At 37.2% G+C, this 17,509-nt stretch carries 12 protein-coding genes and 1 pseudogene; 8 read left to right on the forward strand and 5 right to left on the reverse strand.

Going from position 1 to position 17,509, the window contains the following annotated elements; translation table 11 throughout:
• Positions 1 to 100 precede the first annotated feature (100 nt).
• Positions 101 to 3,652, forward strand: coding sequence for a PA14 domain-containing protein (locus ACYH0O_RS23550; RefSeq protein ID WP_482630564.1), 3,552 nt, complete (start codon positions 101 to 103; stop codon positions 3,650 to 3,652).
• Between the two features lie 208 nt (positions 3,653 to 3,860).
• The gene (locus ACYH0O_RS23555) at positions 3,861 to 6,248 is read left to right on the forward strand and encodes a CDP-glycerol glycerophosphotransferase family protein (RefSeq protein WP_482630565.1); all 2,388 of its coding nucleotides are present in this window, start codon (positions 3,861 to 3,863) and stop codon (positions 6,246 to 6,248) included.
• A 53-nt stretch (positions 6,249 to 6,301) separates the two neighbouring features.
• Here ACYH0O_RS23555 and ACYH0O_RS23560 read toward each other — a convergent pair whose 3' ends face one another.
• Positions 6,302 to 7,477, reverse strand: a complete 1,176-nt coding sequence (locus ACYH0O_RS23560; RefSeq protein WP_482630566.1) for a CDP-glycerol glycerophosphotransferase family protein — start codon at positions 7,475 to 7,477, stop codon at positions 6,302 to 6,304.
• Positions 7,470 to 7,868, reverse strand: a complete 399-nt coding sequence (gene tagD / locus ACYH0O_RS23565) for a glycerol-3-phosphate cytidylyltransferase (protein ID WP_149154768.1) — start codon at positions 7,866 to 7,868, stop codon at positions 7,470 to 7,472. Before tagD ends, ACYH0O_RS23560 begins: the two co-directional genes overlap by 8 nt.
• Positions 7,869 to 8,601: 733 nt before the next feature.
• On the opposite strand from tagD, the pseudogene ACYH0O_RS23570 reads away from it, so the two are divergent.
• The 4 genes and pseudogenes from ACYH0O_RS23570 to ACYH0O_RS23585 form a co-directional block, all read left to right on the forward strand.
• Positions 8,602 to 9,783: pseudogene (locus tag ACYH0O_RS23570) on the forward strand (CDP-glycerol glycerophosphotransferase family protein); the annotation flags it as partial.
• Positions 9,784 to 9,963: 180 nt separating this feature from the next.
• Positions 9,964 to 10,785, forward strand: coding sequence for an ABC transporter permease (locus ACYH0O_RS23575; RefSeq protein WP_482630567.1), 822 nt, complete (start codon positions 9,964 to 9,966; stop codon positions 10,783 to 10,785).
• 18 nt (positions 10,786 to 10,803) lie between these two features.
• Entirely contained in the window at positions 10,804 to 11,613 is an 810-nt protein-coding gene (gene tagH, locus ACYH0O_RS23580) for a teichoic acids export ABC transporter ATP-binding subunit TagH (protein ID WP_482630568.1), read from the forward strand.
• A gap of 191 nt (positions 11,614 to 11,804) precedes the next feature.
• On the forward strand, positions 11,805 to 12,869 hold the full coding sequence (locus ACYH0O_RS23585; protein WP_482630569.1) for a C40 family peptidase: 1,065 nt from the start codon (positions 11,805 to 11,807) through the stop codon (positions 12,867 to 12,869).
• A 554-nt stretch (positions 12,870 to 13,423) separates the two neighbouring features.
• On the opposite strand, the gene ACYH0O_RS23590 is transcribed toward ACYH0O_RS23585, so the two are convergent.
• Positions 13,424 to 14,305, reverse strand: a complete 882-nt coding sequence (locus ACYH0O_RS23590; protein WP_149154773.1) for a helix-turn-helix domain-containing protein — start codon at positions 14,303 to 14,305, stop codon at positions 13,424 to 13,426.
• Positions 14,306 to 14,502: 197 nt separating this feature from the next.
• Between ACYH0O_RS23590 and ACYH0O_RS23595 the strand changes: the two genes are divergently transcribed.
• The gene (locus ACYH0O_RS23595; protein WP_482630570.1) at positions 14,503 to 14,634 is read left to right on the forward strand and encodes a hypothetical protein; all 132 of its coding nucleotides are present in this window, start codon (positions 14,503 to 14,505) and stop codon (positions 14,632 to 14,634) included.
• Between the two features lie 211 nt (positions 14,635 to 14,845).
• Complete coding sequence (locus ACYH0O_RS23600) at positions 14,846 to 15,172, forward strand: hypothetical protein (protein ID WP_482630571.1); 327 nt, start codon at positions 14,846 to 14,848, stop codon at positions 15,170 to 15,172.
• Between the two features lie 125 nt (positions 15,173 to 15,297).
• Here ACYH0O_RS23600 and hutG read toward each other — a convergent pair whose 3' ends face one another.
• A complete protein-coding gene (gene hutG, locus ACYH0O_RS23605; RefSeq protein WP_482630572.1) occupies positions 15,298 to 16,245 on the reverse strand; it encodes a formimidoylglutamase in 948 nt (315 codons plus the stop codon).
• Entirely contained in the window at positions 16,223 to 17,509 is a 1,287-nt protein-coding gene (gene hutI, locus ACYH0O_RS23610) for an imidazolonepropionase (RefSeq protein ID WP_482630573.1), read from the reverse strand. Before hutI ends, hutG begins: the two co-directional genes overlap by 23 nt.

Raw genomic sequence — 17,509 nt, forward strand, 5'->3', positions numbered from 1 at the left:
AAAATTATTATTAAAGGGAGTGTTAGTGATAATACGGTTTTCTAAGTATTATTTGTTGTCATTGTTATGGGTAATCGGCCTTTTTAGTGTTTTTTATCCTATGTCAAATGTAGAAGCAGCCACCACAAATGGTGAGTGGAAGGCTCAGTATTATGGGGATGATAAGTTCGGAGGCGAACCAATCGTTAAATCACACGCAGCTTTAGATTTTAATTGGGGAAGTAATTCTCCAGACAACAGTATTCCGAAAAATTTCTTTTCTGCTCGATTTACGAATGTAATGGAATTCGAAAACGGAGTCTATCGATTAATTGGTGAAGTCGATGATAAAGTAAGAGTGTACATAGACAATCAATTAATCTATGAAATTGATAAAGCAGGACATCATATGATTGATGAATGGGTGGAAGTCCCAGTTGGTAATCATGAGGTTCATGTCGAATACGTTGAACTTTCGGGTAATGCCAAATTGTCATTGGAATTCGAGAAACCAGAAGGGTGGACAGCAAAATATTATGATAACGTGAACTTTAAAGGTTCTCCCCTCATAAAAAACCACCAGTCCGAAGAGCTGAGTCACAATTGGGGATCAGAATCTCCTGGACCAGGCATTCCTACTAACTACTTTTCTGCTGAGTTTGAGAAGGACATCACTTTCAAAGGCGGTGTCTATCATTTAACAGGCAAAGTAGATGACTTGGCAAAAGTGTATATTGATAATAAATTAGTTTACGAAATTAATAAAGCAGGTAGTCACACAGTTAGTAAGCTAATCGAAGTGCCTCAAGGCAATCACCAAATTCGCGTTCAATACACAGAGTATACCGGGGGAGCCAAAATAGCCCTGGACTTTACTGAACCAGAAGGATGGGTTGCCAAGTATTATGACAATGTTGATTTACAAGGTATGCCTATTATTAAAGAGCATGATGAGCTTGACTTTAGTTGGGGATACAACTCTCCTGCATCAACTATTCCTACAAACTACTTTTCTGCTACATTCGAAAAGGAAATAAGCTTTAAAGGTGGGGAATACTACATTGCAGGAAATGTTGATGACGCAGTAAATGTCTACATAGACGGACAATTAGTGTACGGTATCAACAATGCGGGTAATCATAAGTTGAATAAACTCATTGACATTACCCCCGGAACACACAAGATATATGTTGAATACAAAGAATTCACCGGTGCTGCCGGTTTATCATTAGACTTCATTCAGTCCAATGGTTGGCTGGCAAAATACTATCCGAATGAAAAGTTCAAAGGTACTCCGATCTATGATTCAATAAGCAAATTAAATCAAAATTGGAGTGGCGGATCACCTCATTCGAGTATTCCATCAGATTACTTCTCTGCTGAATTCGTAAAGAATATGAATTTCGAAGGCGGGGTATACAACCTTACCGGTAAAGCAGATGACCTGATTAAAGTCTATATCGATGACAAATTGGTGTACGATATAAATTCTGCAGGTAATCATACATTCAACAAATTAGTCGAAATTTCAAAAGGAAACCACGAGGTTCGGGTGCAATATGTAGAGTATACTGGAGGAGCCAAGGTATCCCTTGACTTTACAAGACCTGACGGCTGGGTAGCCAAATATTATAATAATACGAAATTACAGGGATCCCCTGTCATTAAAGAACATACGGATGTAAATTTAAATTGGAAGTCAGGTTCTCCAGCTCCTTCAATTCCAGCGGATAATTTCTCTGCAATCCTTGAAAAGAACATAAACTTTGAAGGAGGAATGTATAAATTAGTCGGACAGGTTGACGATAAGCTAAAAGTTTATGTGGATAACAAACTAGTATATGAAATCAATCAACCTGGTCATCACCTGATAGACACATTAATCGAGATTCCTAATGGAAATCACCAGATTAGGTTTCAGTATGTGGAATTATCCGGAAATGCTAAATTATCACTAGATTTTGATTCTCCTCAGGGTTGGGTAGGTAAGTATTATGATAATAAAGATTTACAAGGTACTCCCGTTCTGAAAGAACATGATGCACTAAGTTTTGATTGGAGCTATGGTTCACCCGCTTCGACTATCCCGTCAGACTACTTCTCTGCCACTTATGAAAGAACTCTTACCTTTGAAGGTGGAATTTATCAGTTAGCCGGCAGAAGTGATGATTTAGTTAAAGTTTATATTGATAATCAATTAGTATATGATATCACTCAACCAGGAAGTCATAAGTTGGAAGAATTCATTGAAATTCCTAAAGGAAAACATAATGTTCGTGTCGAATATGTTGAGCTGACAGGCGGGGCAAAATTATCCCTGGATTTCGTAAAATCTGATGGGTGGGTCGCGAAATACTATGATAATACCAGTATGCAGGGAACACCGATCCTAAAGGTACATGAACAATTGAATTTTAGTTGGGAGTCAGGTTCACCTCATCACACAATACCTGCAAATCACTTCTCAGCAACTTTCGAAAATGAATTAACATTTGAAGGTGGTTTATATCGTCTTATCGGAAATGTTGATGATTCACTAAAGGTTTACGTCGATGATAAGTTCGTTTATGAAATGACCGATATCGGTAGCCATAAAATCAGTGACTACGTAAACATTTCAGAAGGCACTCACAAGATTCGCGTCGAATATACAGAATATACAGGTGCCGCAAATCTATCATTGGATTTTGTTAAACAAAAAGGAATTGTTAAAGAGTATCAATCGACCTCGTATTCTACCAATCTTCAAAGCATGGTAAATACTCAGGTGAATGCTAAAGCTCAAATCGATCCTTTCACATATGATACTTACATCCGCAGTGATGGATTCATCAGTATTTCAGATGGTGTGGGGACTATAGATTATAATTATAATTGGGCTCTACGCGATGGACCAGGAACAAACTTCTGGGAAGTCACACGTATTTCTTCATCAAAATCTAATCCTTATTCTTTAAGGATCTTGGATGAAGTTAAGGGTAATGACGGTTATATATGGTATGAAGTCAATTATTATGGGTGGCAGAACGCTAAGCCAAGTGCAATTGAGCAACTGGTTAACCCTCTTAACTATAGTAATAAAGATTCAAGAGAATACCTTCAGTTCCTTAAACTATCAGGATCAACCGGATTGGATATCAGCGAAGTGAACAGTACGGTGCTTGCTAATAAAGGAATCCTTACAAACCAGGCAGCGACATTTATCCAGGCTGGTATAGAGTACAATGTTAATGAAGCTTACCTAATTGCTCATGCTTTACTGGAAACAGGGAATGGAACATCACGACTGGCTACCGGAGTGGGAATAGTAGTGGAAAACGGTACTCCCCGCTTAGCTAACAGCGGTGAAAAACCAGATAAATATGTTTATAATATGTATGGAATTAATGCTAAAGATAGTTGTCCATTAGAATGCGGGGCTCTATATGCATATGAAAGAGGATGGTTTACACCTGAGAAAGCGATCGTGGGCGGTGCCTTCTTTATAGCTGAGGATTATATATCTGTAGGACAAGATACTTTATATAAGATGCGGTGGAACCCAGAGAATCCGGGTAGTCACCAATATGCTACAGACATCGGTTGGGCTATAAAACAAACATTTATGATCCATCAAGTGTACAGTCAATTATACAATTACACATTGATTTATGATGTGCCTGTGTTCAATTAATCCATCTACAAAAAGCTGCTGAATTACATTCAGCAGCTTTTTTGTGAGAAAACAAAAATTTCGTGATGAAGTCCACTACTAATTATGATAAATCGACAACTTTTAACAAAAACTAACATGAAGTTGTATAAAGCGATAAAAAATTCTATAATGGGTTTTATGAGGTTTTTTACAATAAACTGAATTATTAATGAAATAGAGGTGTGTTATGAGCAACGTATACAATAATATGATTGAAGTAATCCAGTTAAACAACTCTCTTATTCATTTGTATATAAAAGATATTAATGATTTTATTAAAGTGGATACTTCAGCTCTTGAAACTAATCGATCAATGTTTTTAATGGATTATGAAATAAAAAATCAACTACTTGTAAAGCATACTATCGCTACTGATGAGAACGAATTTCTATTATACCTATATGTATTAGACAACAAGATCTATTTACTTAAAGAAACGACTAAACCATCAACAGTCTCTTCAGAAAATCGTTATTCATTCCATGTTGATAACTATACAAAACAGGCAACTTTACAACAACTGGGTCTGGCCCGACTTCGGCTTTTAAATGAAAGAATGGAGCCCATCTATGTTATTGAAGATTTCTTCACCACTGAAGAGTTAGATGATTCATTTGAATATCCTTTGGACTTGGATTTTGAATTAGGTACTTCTAGATTTATATTGATATCGAAAGCCAGCTATGAAATGTATCATTTAGTTGTGACTTACGATACTCTCAATAGATGCATACACATTTCTAAAGTACTTATGAATACTTTACAAGAACATCCTGAGTTAGATGTTGCATTATTTGACCGGAATAAACTTATTGTGCACAATCATTATTCCGAGACCCCAAAGACGATAAACTTTAGAAGAATTAAAAAGAAGAAGCCCAAAAAACTATTTGATCTTTCTATTGCCAGTAATTTCAAAGGCGAACATATACTCTCTATATTAGTAATCAATAAAGCCCGCTATTATATTTATCTAAAACGTAAAGGAATCTATATTGGTAAAAGCAACATTTATAATGTAACGGGTCATAAGCCAAGATTGAAAGTGTTTTCAGGAATGAATAACTTCTACATCTTTGGTCGCTTCACTCATTATGCTCACAATTCCGATCAAAAATACGATTACTTATATTTAAGAAATTCAGAACAACCAATCGGAAAATTCATAAGACCTTTCAAAAACGTTAAAATTCTTAAACGTTATGGCTTTTTTAAAGTTCCAATATCTTCTCTTTATATTAATGAAAAAATTCATAATAATTTTTTTGTAGGAAGTAAGGATCGCTTACTTCACAACTTAAAATTGAAATACCATGATCGAAAAGTAAAAACATTAACCTTCCGTAAATATAAGGATCAGTTAAATGTTATCAGGACCAATTTAAATGGAAATCTCACTTCCACGATTATTCCTTATTCTAAGGAATACACTCTAGGAAGTCGAATAAAAATCAGCATCGCTAAAATAGTCTCAGCATTCAATAGTGAACAAGATAAGAATACTAATCTTTACTTTGAAAAAAAGAGTGACAAAGCCGATGAGTCCGGGTTCAGAGTCTTTGAAAAGGTAATGGAGGCAGCTACACCAAATTCAAAGAATTTCTTTATATTAAACAAAGATTCAAGTCACTACCCTTACATGAAAAAGAAATACGGAAAAAATGTTATTGAAAAATATAGCTTTAGACATTATCTGTCTATATTTAATGCTGATTATTTTATTTCAAGTGAACTTTCTAATCACTTATTAAATGATCGCCTTTATATTGATAGCTTGAGAAACAAGATCATGGAAGTTCCACTTGTGTTCTTACAGCACGGAATCATGTTTGCAAAACCAGTGGATAATCCTATGGCATTTGGGTTCCATAAGGACAAGAATTTATATAATATGTACAAATCAGTTATCAGCTCAGAACTCGAAGCCGGAGAATTCTATAAAATGAAGTATGATCGAGAAGATTTAATCTTAACAGGATTAGCTACCTTTGATTATGCCAAGTTAGAACCGGATGCTGACAAGATTGCATTCATGCCAACTTACAGATACTGGGAAGAGGGACTGATTTACAACAACAAAATCGAGGAAACTTCTTATTATAAGACCATAATGAAAGTTATTAAGTCTTTTGAAAAAGAAGGATTGCTAAACCGGTTATTGATTGTCCCACATAATAAATTTTCTCAGTTTATTTATAATAATATGCCTGAATATAAGCATATTATATCTGACAATCCATCTGAAGCTTTGAAAGTTTCAAATGTATTTATAACAGATTATTCATCAGCGATTTACGATGCACAATTCAGAGGGGCATATCCTATCTTTTACTGGGAAGAAAAAGATTATCTGATTCGACAATATAAAGCGATCCCTCCTGTAAATGATGAAAATGCACCTGGACCTGTCGCTTATTCAATTGAGGATCTTATGGAAACAGTTAAGCAAGCGATTGAAGACAACTATGTACTTGAGGATCAATATGTTAATAATTATAAAAAGATTAATCATTATGATGATAGACAAAACACATTAAGAATTGTGCAGTTCTTAAAAAAGGACCAAATCATTTAGAGGTTTCCTATACACTTCTTTATAATAAAAGACCCGCCTTTTTGGCGGGTCTTTTATTGGTTCCTTAAATGATCACTTAGCATGTCTACAATATTTTTACTGGCGAATCCTTTAGAGTACTCATTCCATTTCTCAGAAAATCTTAAAATTCTTTCGTAATCAACGTTTTCTGCTCGAATGATATCTCCTATGTCTTTAGTCGTATACGCAATAGGACCTGGAAGAAATTCAAGATAATCTTCCCACATTCCCCTTTCCTTCAAGTATTCCTCTAAATCATACAAATAGAAAATGATCGGCCTATTTAATAATGAGTATTCAAAGGGGATTGAAGAATAATCTGTAATGAGAAGATCTGATACAAATAACAATTCATTCATACTATGATAATCAGAAAAGTCATACACCAAATGATCAAACTCGCTTGGAATATCTATTTCACTTTTAATAGCCGGATGTAATTTTATAATAAGTACATACTCCTGCTTTAACTGGCTCAGTAATTCCTTAAGATTCAATTGCAATTGAAATTCCTGCAGATCCTTCTCTCGATAGGTCGGCGCATATAATATGACCTTTTTGTTTTTTAAAGAAGGGTATTGCTTATACATATTCTGCACGATTTTCGTTTGCTTCGCATGATTGAAGAAAATATCTGTTCTTGGAATTCCTGTTCTTACAATCCTTTGATCTTCCACACCAAATGCTTGTTTAAAAATATCAGCCATAGCTTCAGAACCTACAACTACTTTGTCGAAGCTATTGTAGACTCTTTTAAATCGTTGAATGGCTCTATTCGATCTTGTCTCATTTGAAGGATCTTTTAACCCGAACTTTTTTATCGCACCATTTGCATGCCATAACTGGATACATTGAACAGAATCCCTAAACCGAATTTGAGCAAGGAAGCCGTAGTAATTATCAACCATTACTACTTTAGAAGTAGCTAAGTGGTATATCCCCTTCATAAACTGTACCGGGGTCTTCCATTCAAAAAATAAGGTTGATGCCCCATCCAATTTTGAAAAAGTCGGATACATTTGTTCTGTAGCTAAAAAAATGATACGACATGTTGAATCTTGTCGTATCATTTCTTTGTATATACTTTGATTATTTTCACTAAAAGACACGACAAAGACCACTTTATTCTGTAGAGAAAATCGTTTAAAGAAAGAAAAGATCAAACTAAAAATAAATAAATAAATGGTAATGGCGACTTCTCTAACCATTATTAACTTTTAGAAGATCTTTCTTAATTTTTGTAGTCGAGATTCCGATTGTTCTTGGCAGGTAAACAACTTCACAATAATCCTTTAAAAAGTCGAATTCACCTTTCCAATCATCACCCATTACAAATATATCAATATCATTATCTACTACATCTGAGATCTTTTGTTCCCAGTCATTTTCAGAAATAACTTCATCAACATAACGTATAGATTCCAAAATCATTTTTCTATTTTCAAAGCTATGGTAAGATTTTTTATTTTTTAATGCATTAAATTCATCGGATGATATAGCAACAGTCAGGTGATCCCCTAATTGTTTAGCTCTCTTCAGTAAATTAATGTGGCCCCAGTGAAGTAAGTCAAATGTTCCGTACGTGATTACTTTCTTCATTTATGTTTCTCCTCCTAGTAGAAAGATTATAAGAATATTGAAAGTTAGTCTAAAATGTAATCTATGAATATATAAATGCAAATCAGCAAGTTTGTTATTATCAAAACATCAACTGTGCATAACTTTAACATATTGTCTTTACAATACTGTAATAGTAAAATTACAAATCAATAATAAATGAAACTATTTTCTGACATTAAGATATACTACTAATTCTACTTTACCATTCACTAGTTAGCAATGGGTTCTTATGGGAACAATTTGTGAATCTTTATCCTTATACCCAACATCTTAAAATAATTAACATAAACTTTACAATGTTAATATTTTGCATATCTTCTTCTCTTATTTATACTGTTTTAAGATGGCTTCTATTTTATTATTCCCCGTTTAATTTTGGCACTAAAATCTCTGATAACATTGATCAGTTCATTGAGTGAATTATTTAATTGAAGAAGTTATACTTAACTTAAGTGTATTATTTCTTCCTATGGTCGGGTAATCTAACTAGTGTTAAAATGTCAATTTCATTGACATTTGAAATTATATAGCCTTCACATTATAATACGCTTTAGACTTCTCAGTTTTTTTCTAATCACTTTAAAACCATCAAAGAATACCAGAACGCCAAACACCATCTCTACTAGAATAGTAAAGTCGTGTATTGTAATGATGCAGTTCATAAAGGAGCTTATTAAAAATGACCAGGAATAGTAATACTTCTACTTTAGCTAAAGTCAGGAACTTTCTCATAAAAGTGAAACGAGGGGAGAAAATTAAAAAACTATATAAAATAGCCTTTACAGTGATTGGCAAGTTGCCTGCCAAAAAGAACATGGTGGTCTTTGAAAGCTTTTTAGGTAAACAGTATAGCTGTAATCCTCGTGCCATCTACGAATACATGAAGGAAAACTACCCAAACTATGGTATGTATTGGAGTATTGACCCTAGATATGCTTCAACATTTGAAGGTAAAGGACTTAAAACCGTAAGAAGATTTTCCATTGAATGGTTATTTAAAATGGCACGGGCGAAATACTGGGTGTCTAATAGCCGCCTTCCCATGTGGATACCTAAGCCTAATCACACTATATATTTACAAACATGGCATGGAACACCTTTAAAACGGTTAGCTGCAGATATGGATGAAGTTCATATGCCTGGGACTGACACAGAGAAATATAAGAAGAACTTTCTCACCGAAGCAAGCAGATGGGATTATTTGATTTCTCCCAATCGGTATTCATCAGATATTTTCAAACGTGCATTTGGTTTTGAAAAGGATATGATTGAGTCTGGATACCCACGAAATGATTACTTATATAACCATAACAATACCACTACTATTACAGAAATTAAAAAACGATTAAAGCTTCCATTAGATAAGAAGGTCGTTTTATATGCTCCCACATGGAGAGATAATGAGTATTATGATAAGGGAAAATATAAATTCAATTTAAAATTAGACTTAGAACAGATGCAGCAAAAATTAGGTAGCGACTATATTGTTCTTCTTCGCATGCATTATTTAATCGCGGAAAATCTTGATATTACTTCTTTCTCTGATTTTGCCTTTGATGTTTCACATCATACGGACATTACTGAGTTGTATATTATCTCTGATTTATTAATTACAGATTATTCTTCTGTTTTCTTTGATTACGCGAATTTAAAAAGACCGATGATTTTCTTTGTCTATGATATTGAGAGCTATAGGGATACGTTAAGAGGATTCTATTTTGATTTTGAGAATCTAGCACCCGGTCCACTTGTTAAAACGACAGAAGAGGTCATTACACATATTCAGCAGCAAGAACAATTGGACACTGCTAATTTCGAAGATTTCCAGCAGAAGTTTTGTTACTTAGAGAGTGGTCAATCTAGTAAGAGAGTAGTGGATAAAGTTTTTGAATAGGATAACAAGTAGAAAGTTACTACTTTTCTTCTTCAACAAACTTATTATTCCATTGCCGAATTTCAAGATCTAGAACATACCAATAGCGCCTCAAATAAATAGGTTTTACTTACGAACAAATAGTGTATAATCTAAACATGTTAAGTTATACTACTATTTTCAATATAGAAAGGAAACTATATGAAATCAGCATTAACTGTATTTAAAGAACAAATTAACAGCTTCTATCTAATTAGAAGGCTTTCTCTATATGAACTCAAAAGCAGCAACAAAAACAACTACCTAGGTATGCTCTGGGAAGTATTGAACCCCGGTATCCAACTTGCCATTTACTGGTTCGTTTTCGGGTATGGCTTAAGAACTGCCGGTCAGGGAAGGTCGGATGTGGAGAATGTACCTTTCTTTGCATGGCTGCTGGCTGGGATGGTCGTATGGTTCTTCATTAACCCGGCTATCACACAGGCTTCTAAGTCTGTTTACACCAGGATCAAAATGCTCTCAAAAATGAGTTTCCCTATGAGTGCCATTCCATCATACGTAATTATGTCCAAGTTCTATCCCCATCTTTATTTAACCGCGATATCTATCGTAATACTTAATTTTATGGGGCAGACTATTAATATTTACTACTTACAATTGCCATACTTCATGTTCTCAGTCATAGCGGTGGTCATCGCTATTTCATTGATTACGTCTACTTTATCAACGATCGTTCGTGACGTTCAGATGGTCGTTCAGTCCATTATGAGGATGTTATTATATATGACCCCCATACTCTGGAACATGGAAGACTTATTGAACGATCGTCTCATTACTATAATGAAAATAAACCCCTTCTACTACATCGTAGAAGGTTACAGAAGTGCCCTTTTAGGACAAGGCTGGTACTTTATTGAACATTTCCAATACACTCTTTATTTCTGGGCTCTTGTTCTCGTCATGTTTGCGTTTGGTTCCTTCATTCATGTCAAGTTCAGAAGACACTTTGTTGATTTTCTATAATGGAAAGTAGAGGATAAAATGTCCAAATCAGTTATTGTTAAAAATGTGTCAAAAAAATATAAGTTATATAATAAACCTTCCGAAAGAATTCTTGATATGATTTCACCTAAAAGCTATGGTGAAGATTTCTATGGCTTACGAAATGTCAGCTTTGAGGCTGATGCAGGGGATATCATAGGGTTTGTAGGTGTAAATGGTTCCGGTAAATCGACACTGGCCAATATTTTGGCTGGTATCATCCCTGAGACATCAGGTGAGGTAGAAGTGCGTGGGAAAACGGCGTTGATTGCCGTTTCAGCCGGATTGAACAATCAATTGACAGGCCGGGAAAACATTGAGCTTAAATGCCTGATGCTTGGCTTCAGCAAGAAAGCAATCAAAGAAGTTGAACCCGACATCATTGAATTTTCAGAGCTGGGGAAATTTATTGACCAGCCTGTTAAATCTTATTCAAGCGGGATGAAATCGCGACTAGGGTTCTCTATTTCCGTCCATATAGATCCAGACATATTAATCATCGATGAGGCTCTCTCCGTCGGGGATAAAGCTTTCGCTGAAAAAAGTCTGGAAAAAATGAATGAATTTAAAGCCCGGGGAAAGACCATGTTCTTTGTCAGTCACTCAATTGGGCAAATGAAGAAATTCTGTGAGAAAATTCTCTGGCTTGAATACGGGGAAGTAAAAGAGTTTGGATCCGTTAAGGAAGTCATTCCTAAGTACGAGCAGTTCTTTAAAGAATATAAGGCCATGTCCAAGGCTGAAAAGAAACAATTCAGAGAAAACGCCATGCGTAAGCAAAGTGGTCTGGAACCGATATCTACATCCTAATCCTTATAAAATAAACCTGTCCCTTTTAGGGGCAGGTTTATTTTTACCTTCTTGTACAATCTAATGACTTCATTATATTAATATATTTTACCAAAATTCTCTTTTTTTCGCTTTTTCTTGCTTATTATGTGATAAAATGTCAATATCTTATACCGTTCTAACTATCATTTGACAAAAAAGGAGAAAAACAAGTGAAAAAAACACTATTTACTGTCGCAACTACCGCTGTCCTCTCAACAACATTTGTCGCATCCGCCGCTGCCAATTCCCATAAAGTCGAGTCCGGTGACTCCCTTTGGTCCATTGCACGTAAATATGATACATCCGTTGCAATCCTTAAAGATATGAATAAGTTGAAATCCGACATGATTTTCCCAAATCAATTACTCAAGGTAGATACTGACCAAAATGATCAGCCTGCCACTCCACCTTCCAATCCTGCACCACCTGTTCAAACGGGATCTGCCAAAAAGTACATAGTCAAGTCTGGTGATACGCTTAGTGCTATTGCTTACAGGCATTCTATTACTCTGGCAGAATTACAAAAGTGGAATAACATTAAAAGTCATTTGATTTATCCTGGGCAGACCCTTGTCGTTACTAAAGGGACCTCTTCTGGTGAACAAGGAAGCGGGAATGTGAGCAAACCTTCTCCTTCTACACCACCTAAACAGGGAAGCTCAAGTACATATACGGTCAGATCCGGAGATACACTCTCCCATATTAGCGTTAAACACGATGTTTCTGTTCAAGATATTAAGCGACTAAATAATCTCTCCAATGACATGATTTATGTTGGCCAGGTTTTGAAAATCGGAAAATCTCAAGGATCACACCCTGCACCACCAACAGAAACAACGCCACCCAACGAAGAAAGCAATTCATCTTTTAATACAAATAAACTCATTTCTCAAGCAAAAGCACAGCTTGGTGTTCCTTACGTTTGGGGAGGTTCAACCACCTCTGGATTCGACTGCAGCGGTTTCATCTATTATGCCTTTAACAAGAGTGGCGTGAACGTTTCTCGAACTTCAAGTGAAGGATACTACAATCGTTCTTATTATGTTAATAAACCCGCCGTTGGAGATCTCGTCTTTTTCGAAAATACATACAAAAAAGGAATTTCTCATTTAGGGATTTATGTAGGCGACAACAAGTTTATTCATGCTGGTGATAACGGAGTCGAAATTACTAGTTTAGATAATTCATATTGGAAATCGAAATTTGATGGATTTAAGCGTTTTTATGAATTGTAAAATTGAATTAGCCACTACCTGGTACTATGTTCCCAGTGAAATGGAAATGTACTACTTGGCAGTGTAAACCGGGGCGCCTCTGTGCACCCGGTTTTTTATGTCAAATCTAATCTCTTCACTTAAACTTTTGTTAGAGGTCCGTCCCCCGGTTGTTTCTTCTATATGACTTAGGGTTAATTATACTTTTACAGACCATCTTCTCAATTTCCCGGCAGAATTACACTTTTGAGAATAGCTATAGAGGAGTACCTTAAGCAACTTCTTTGGGGTGATAAGAGCTATGAACGCCGCCTGAATAGTAAGAAATTAATTTCTCAGAGGAATGGCTTCCACCGATTCATCGACGACACGGCCAACATGAATCGATTATGTAGGGTTTGAAGATAGAGGCTAACATTCGTTCTGGAGGTATTAGCGGACTATAATGTTCATTAGTAGCCTTCCCGATTAATTTATAAAAGTCGTCCTTTCTTAATTATGCAGTAATATAAATGAGATAAAAAAAAAGTGGCGTCAAAAAGTCAGTAACTACTGACTTTTTGGACAGCCCCTTTTTAAATCAGCGCACTTAATTCCTCAATTCTGCTTTCAATAAATTGTATGTGCTTGGTATCCTGTTGGAGATCAAAAACGACGATAGCTTTCTTCATATAACTGACGGCGTCCTTAGGTTTATTCATCAACTCCATGTTATAACCAATTTGATAATGTAATTCGCCTAAAATGAATACACTATCTTTATAAAGGCACCATTTTATAGCATCTTCACAGTATTTATTTGATTCTTCCAGTCTGTTAAGACGTGTTAACACGCGCGCTATATGATAATATAGTCGGGTTTTTATTGTATAGTCATTCAAGTGGGGAAGTAGCTCAAGATGATCCTTGACTTCCTCAAACACCTCAAGCGCCTTGTCAAGGTCTTCCTTAAAATAAATAGCCCCCAGCGCCAAGAAGATTTCTAATTCTCTCTCCAACAAAATTTTCCCCTTGTTATGGGTCAGGTTGATCGCTTCTTTGAGAGTATCAACTGATTTACTAAGGTCTTTCTTAACCTCATATAAATAGATTCCTTTATGCCATAGTAGCAACTGTAAGTTCTTATTATTCTGCAAAAATAATGGATTATCCAATTCAGCTCTTACGATATCCATCATTTCTTCATATTTTACACTTCTTCGGAGTATCTGGAGCTGTTGGAATACTTCCTGAACATAATCCAGCCGTGGTGTTGTCCCGATATCAAAAAAGTAGTTAACATCTACACCAAGCTTCTGAGAAATTTGGTACAATGTAGAAGCATAGGGAAAAACATCTCCTTTTTCAATTTTACTGATTTGCGCTTGTGTACATATTCCTTGTGCAAGTTCTTCCTGAGAAAGACCACTGGTTTTTCTCAACTCTTTTATTTTTTTTCCAACTGCGTTAAAATCCATAAAACCCACTCCTAAATATGCCTAGAGTTATATTTTTTGAGGAAATTGAATGAAATCACTATTAATAGTCTTGTAAATTAGGTAATTTGGCACCATAAGCCGAATGTACAAATTTTCATTTTGTGTTTTAATTATTATAACAAGTATATTTATATTTTATCGAACATTCACTTGAACAAGAAAGGGAGGAAAGTCCTATGAAAAGACGTTTTCTTACAATTATAACCGCTTCAGTTCTTCTTTTTGGTGTTGCAGGACTTGCTAATAACCATACGGAAACTGCAAGTGTACAAATCCAAAACACTGAACTTCCAACAACCGTATATTAATCATCAAGTTAAAAGCTTCCTGCAGTCGGGAAGCTTTTTTTCATAAAGTGGATTTTTCTTATATAAATATGCTTAAAATTATGAAACATAAGAAAAGAAAACGTATTCCCCACTAATTTTACATCTTTTAGCTTTAAAGCAACCATAAGCCAAAATACACTGTATTTTAAAACGTGATAGGATAAAAGTACAATAACAGAAAGGGGGCTTCATGATGAATAACATAAGCATGAAAGTAAATCCTCTATACTCAGATATGGATATGTCGATCCAGTTTCATTTCGAATTTTCAAAAGGTGATTGTAAGGTCGGGGAAGCCATGGTATCAACTTATGCCATGAATAACCAGGTATTGTATCGTAAGTCCCAGGGTGGTATTTCCACCTCAATTGAAAAGTGTGCGGTCATCGATCGGTTTGATGTGGTGACTGAGCTTGGTGAGGGAAGTATGAAAAAGCTGAGACATTTTCTTAAAGTGATCGGGATGAAGGAAGTTCATTGTGGGTATGAGATGAATAGAGAGAGTGTTGGTAATTAAATATAAATAGGAAGACCATCCCGAATGTGTTGGGATGGTCTTCCTATTTATATTTCAGGTTATTTATTCAGACTAACTAGAAGGAGCAGCCTTAGCGAAGTAGATTCCTTGCTAAAGCTTCTTTATTATTTCACGAGAGTTTCCATAATTAGATAAGCTGCTATTCGACTTGTCATGTCTCTGAAATCCAGAGTTGGGTCAATTTCTACAATGTCCATGGTACTGACCTTCGGATGCTTCAGGGCGGTTTCAATGGCTTGTGTCAGCCCATCCGGATGCATACCTCCAGGACCGATTGCCGGGCAGCCAGGTGCGTATGCCTGGTCGAGGACGTCCATGTCTACAGAGAGGTAGATGGTGTCGACTTGGGATTCTAGTTGGGTTAGGGAATCTTGGATGAGTTCCACGATTGGTTGTTGTCTGACGTCCTTCATCGTGTAAACCGTGACACCTTGCTCGATAGCGTATTCATGATAGGCTTTCGCATTGGCATAGTTTCGGATACCTATCTGAATCAGATGCTCTCCTTTGATGTGGCCCTCTTCTAGTAACCTTCTAAACGGAGTGCCGTTGGTAGGGCCTCCATCCTCCGTGTTCCGCAGGTCATGATGGGCATCAAACTGGATGATGCCGACCGTTCCCTTCGCTTCCTTGATAGCCTTGACCGTGGACGTGGTAATGGAATGGTCGCCTCCAAGGATTATGGTGAAGGGTGCTGCATTGGTGTTGGTTGCTGCTTTGACAGATTCATAGATTCGTTGATGCGATTCTTCGATTGATGTCGGGTGCATGGTAATGTCGCCGAAGTCTATGATGGTTTTCTTTTCTTCGGCGAGGTCCGTCCCGCTTTCGATGTTGTATGTTGAAAATGAGTTAAGACATCGTCTGATCGCATCTGGTGCGAAGCTTGCCCCTGAATGGGAGATGGAAGGTTTGGAGAGGGGAGCGCCGATGATGGCGATGTCCCCTTTCTTCCCCTCTTCCCAAGGCGTCAGGAGTTCCGCTGCTTTAGTTGTGTAGCGGTCTTTGAATTGAGCTTTTCCCGCCTGCTTAATGTGTTGAAATGTGCTCATGAAGCTTCTCCTTGCGGTAGATGATCCGGCCGTTTTTCATGACGGTGTGGGTGTGGTTCACCCCGTAGTGATATGGTACGTAATGATAGTTTGGTACATCCCATAGGACGATATCGGCTTTTCGACCTGGTGCCAGCTTTCCTGCTGAGTCTCCTCTGTTGATGGCGTAGGCTGCGTTGACAGTGACGGCGTTCCAGATTTCTTCCGGCGTCATTTTCAATTGAAGAGATGCCAGATTCATAATGAACTGCAAATTCTCTGTTGGTGAGCTACCCGGGTTGAAGTCTGTTGACAACGCGACTGCGGCTCCCGCTTCCATCATGCCTCTTGCGTTGGCGAACTTGCCTTTGTTCAGATAGAAGGATGTGCCTGGCAGGAGGACAGCGATTGTGTCTGTTTCTCCCAGTGCCTGGATGCCTTTATCTGATGCTCCTACTAAATGGTCTCCGCTTGCTGCGCCGATTTCTGTCGCCATTTCTGTTCCGCCAAGTGGATCGATTTCGTCGGCGTGAATTTTTACGGAGAAGCCTTTTTCTTTTGCTTTTTTTAGGAACTCGCGGGACTGTTCTACTGTAAATACCCCAGTTTCACAGAAGATATCGACGAATTCAGCCAGCTGTCCTTTTTCAATATCGTTCAATAGTTCTATCATTTCTTCTAAAAATTCGTCGGAGCGGCCTTTGAATTCCGGTGGGATCGCGTGTGCCCCAAGGAATGTGGAAACGATGTCTGCCGGGTGCGATTCGTTCAGTTGTCTGGCTACTCTCAGCTGTTTTAGTTCGGTCGGGCGGTCAAGGCCGTAGCCGCTTTTCGCTTCGACAGTTGTGACTCCGTATGAAATCATTCTGTTTAAGTGGAAGCGCGCTTTAGTGAGCAGCTCTTCTTCTGATGCTTCACGGGTGGCACCCACTGTAGATAGGATGCCTCCCCCGCGTTTCAGGATCTCTAAGTATGGTACTCCCTGTTGTTTGAGGGCCATTTCGTGTTCACGTGAGCCTCCGAAGACCAGGTGAGTGTGCGGGTCTACAAGACCTGGCGTCACGAGCTTTCCTTCTGCGTCGATTCGTTCCGTTGCTTTGAGGGATTGTGCTTCTTCATGTGTGCCGATCCAAGCGACAAGTCCGTCCCTGATGGCTAGCGCAGCATGCTCTGTAACCACGAGTTTACTCATTTCCTCCCCTTTAAGAGGTCCGTCCCCATGATCCATTGTCAGTAGCTGTCCGATGTTGTCGATGATGGTATCGAAATGTTTTTCTGCAGTCAT

Source organism: Rossellomorea sp. H136, from assembly GCF_056838065.1.

Bases quoted from the DNA above. Each gene is read 5' to 3' on its own strand.
- ACYH0O_RS23550 (WP_482630564.1), top strand. From the start codon at position 101: ATGTCAAATGTAGAAGCAGCCACCACAAATGGTGAGTGGAAGGCTCAG.
- ACYH0O_RS23555 (WP_482630565.1), top strand. From the start codon at position 3,861: ATGAGCAACGTATACAATAATATGATTGAAGTAATCCAGTTAAACAAC.
- ACYH0O_RS23560 (WP_482630566.1), bottom strand. From the start codon at position 7,477: ATGGTTAGAGAAGTCGCCATTACCATTTATTTATTTATTTTTAGTTTG.
- tagD (WP_149154768.1), bottom strand. From the start codon at position 7,868: ATGAAGAAAGTAATCACGTACGGAACATTTGACTTACTTCACTGGGGC.
- ACYH0O_RS23575 (WP_482630567.1), top strand. From the start codon at position 9,964: ATGAAATCAGCATTAACTGTATTTAAAGAACAAATTAACAGCTTCTAT.
- tagH (WP_482630568.1), top strand. From the start codon at position 10,804: ATGTCCAAATCAGTTATTGTTAAAAATGTGTCAAAAAAATATAAGTTA.
- ACYH0O_RS23590 (WP_149154773.1), bottom strand. From the start codon at position 14,305: ATGGATTTTAACGCAGTTGGAAAAAAAATAAAAGAGTTGAGAAAAACC.
- ACYH0O_RS23595 (WP_482630570.1), top strand. From the start codon at position 14,503: ATGAAAAGACGTTTTCTTACAATTATAACCGCTTCAGTTCTTCTTTTT.
- ACYH0O_RS23600 (WP_482630571.1), top strand. From the start codon at position 14,846: ATGATGAATAACATAAGCATGAAAGTAAATCCTCTATACTCAGATATG.
- hutG (WP_482630572.1), bottom strand. From the start codon at position 16,245: ATGAGCACATTTCAACACATTAAGCAGGCGGGAAAAGCTCAATTCAAA.
- hutI (WP_482630573.1), bottom strand. From the start codon at position 17,509: ATGACTGCAGAAAAACATTTCGATACCATCATCGACAACATCGGACAG.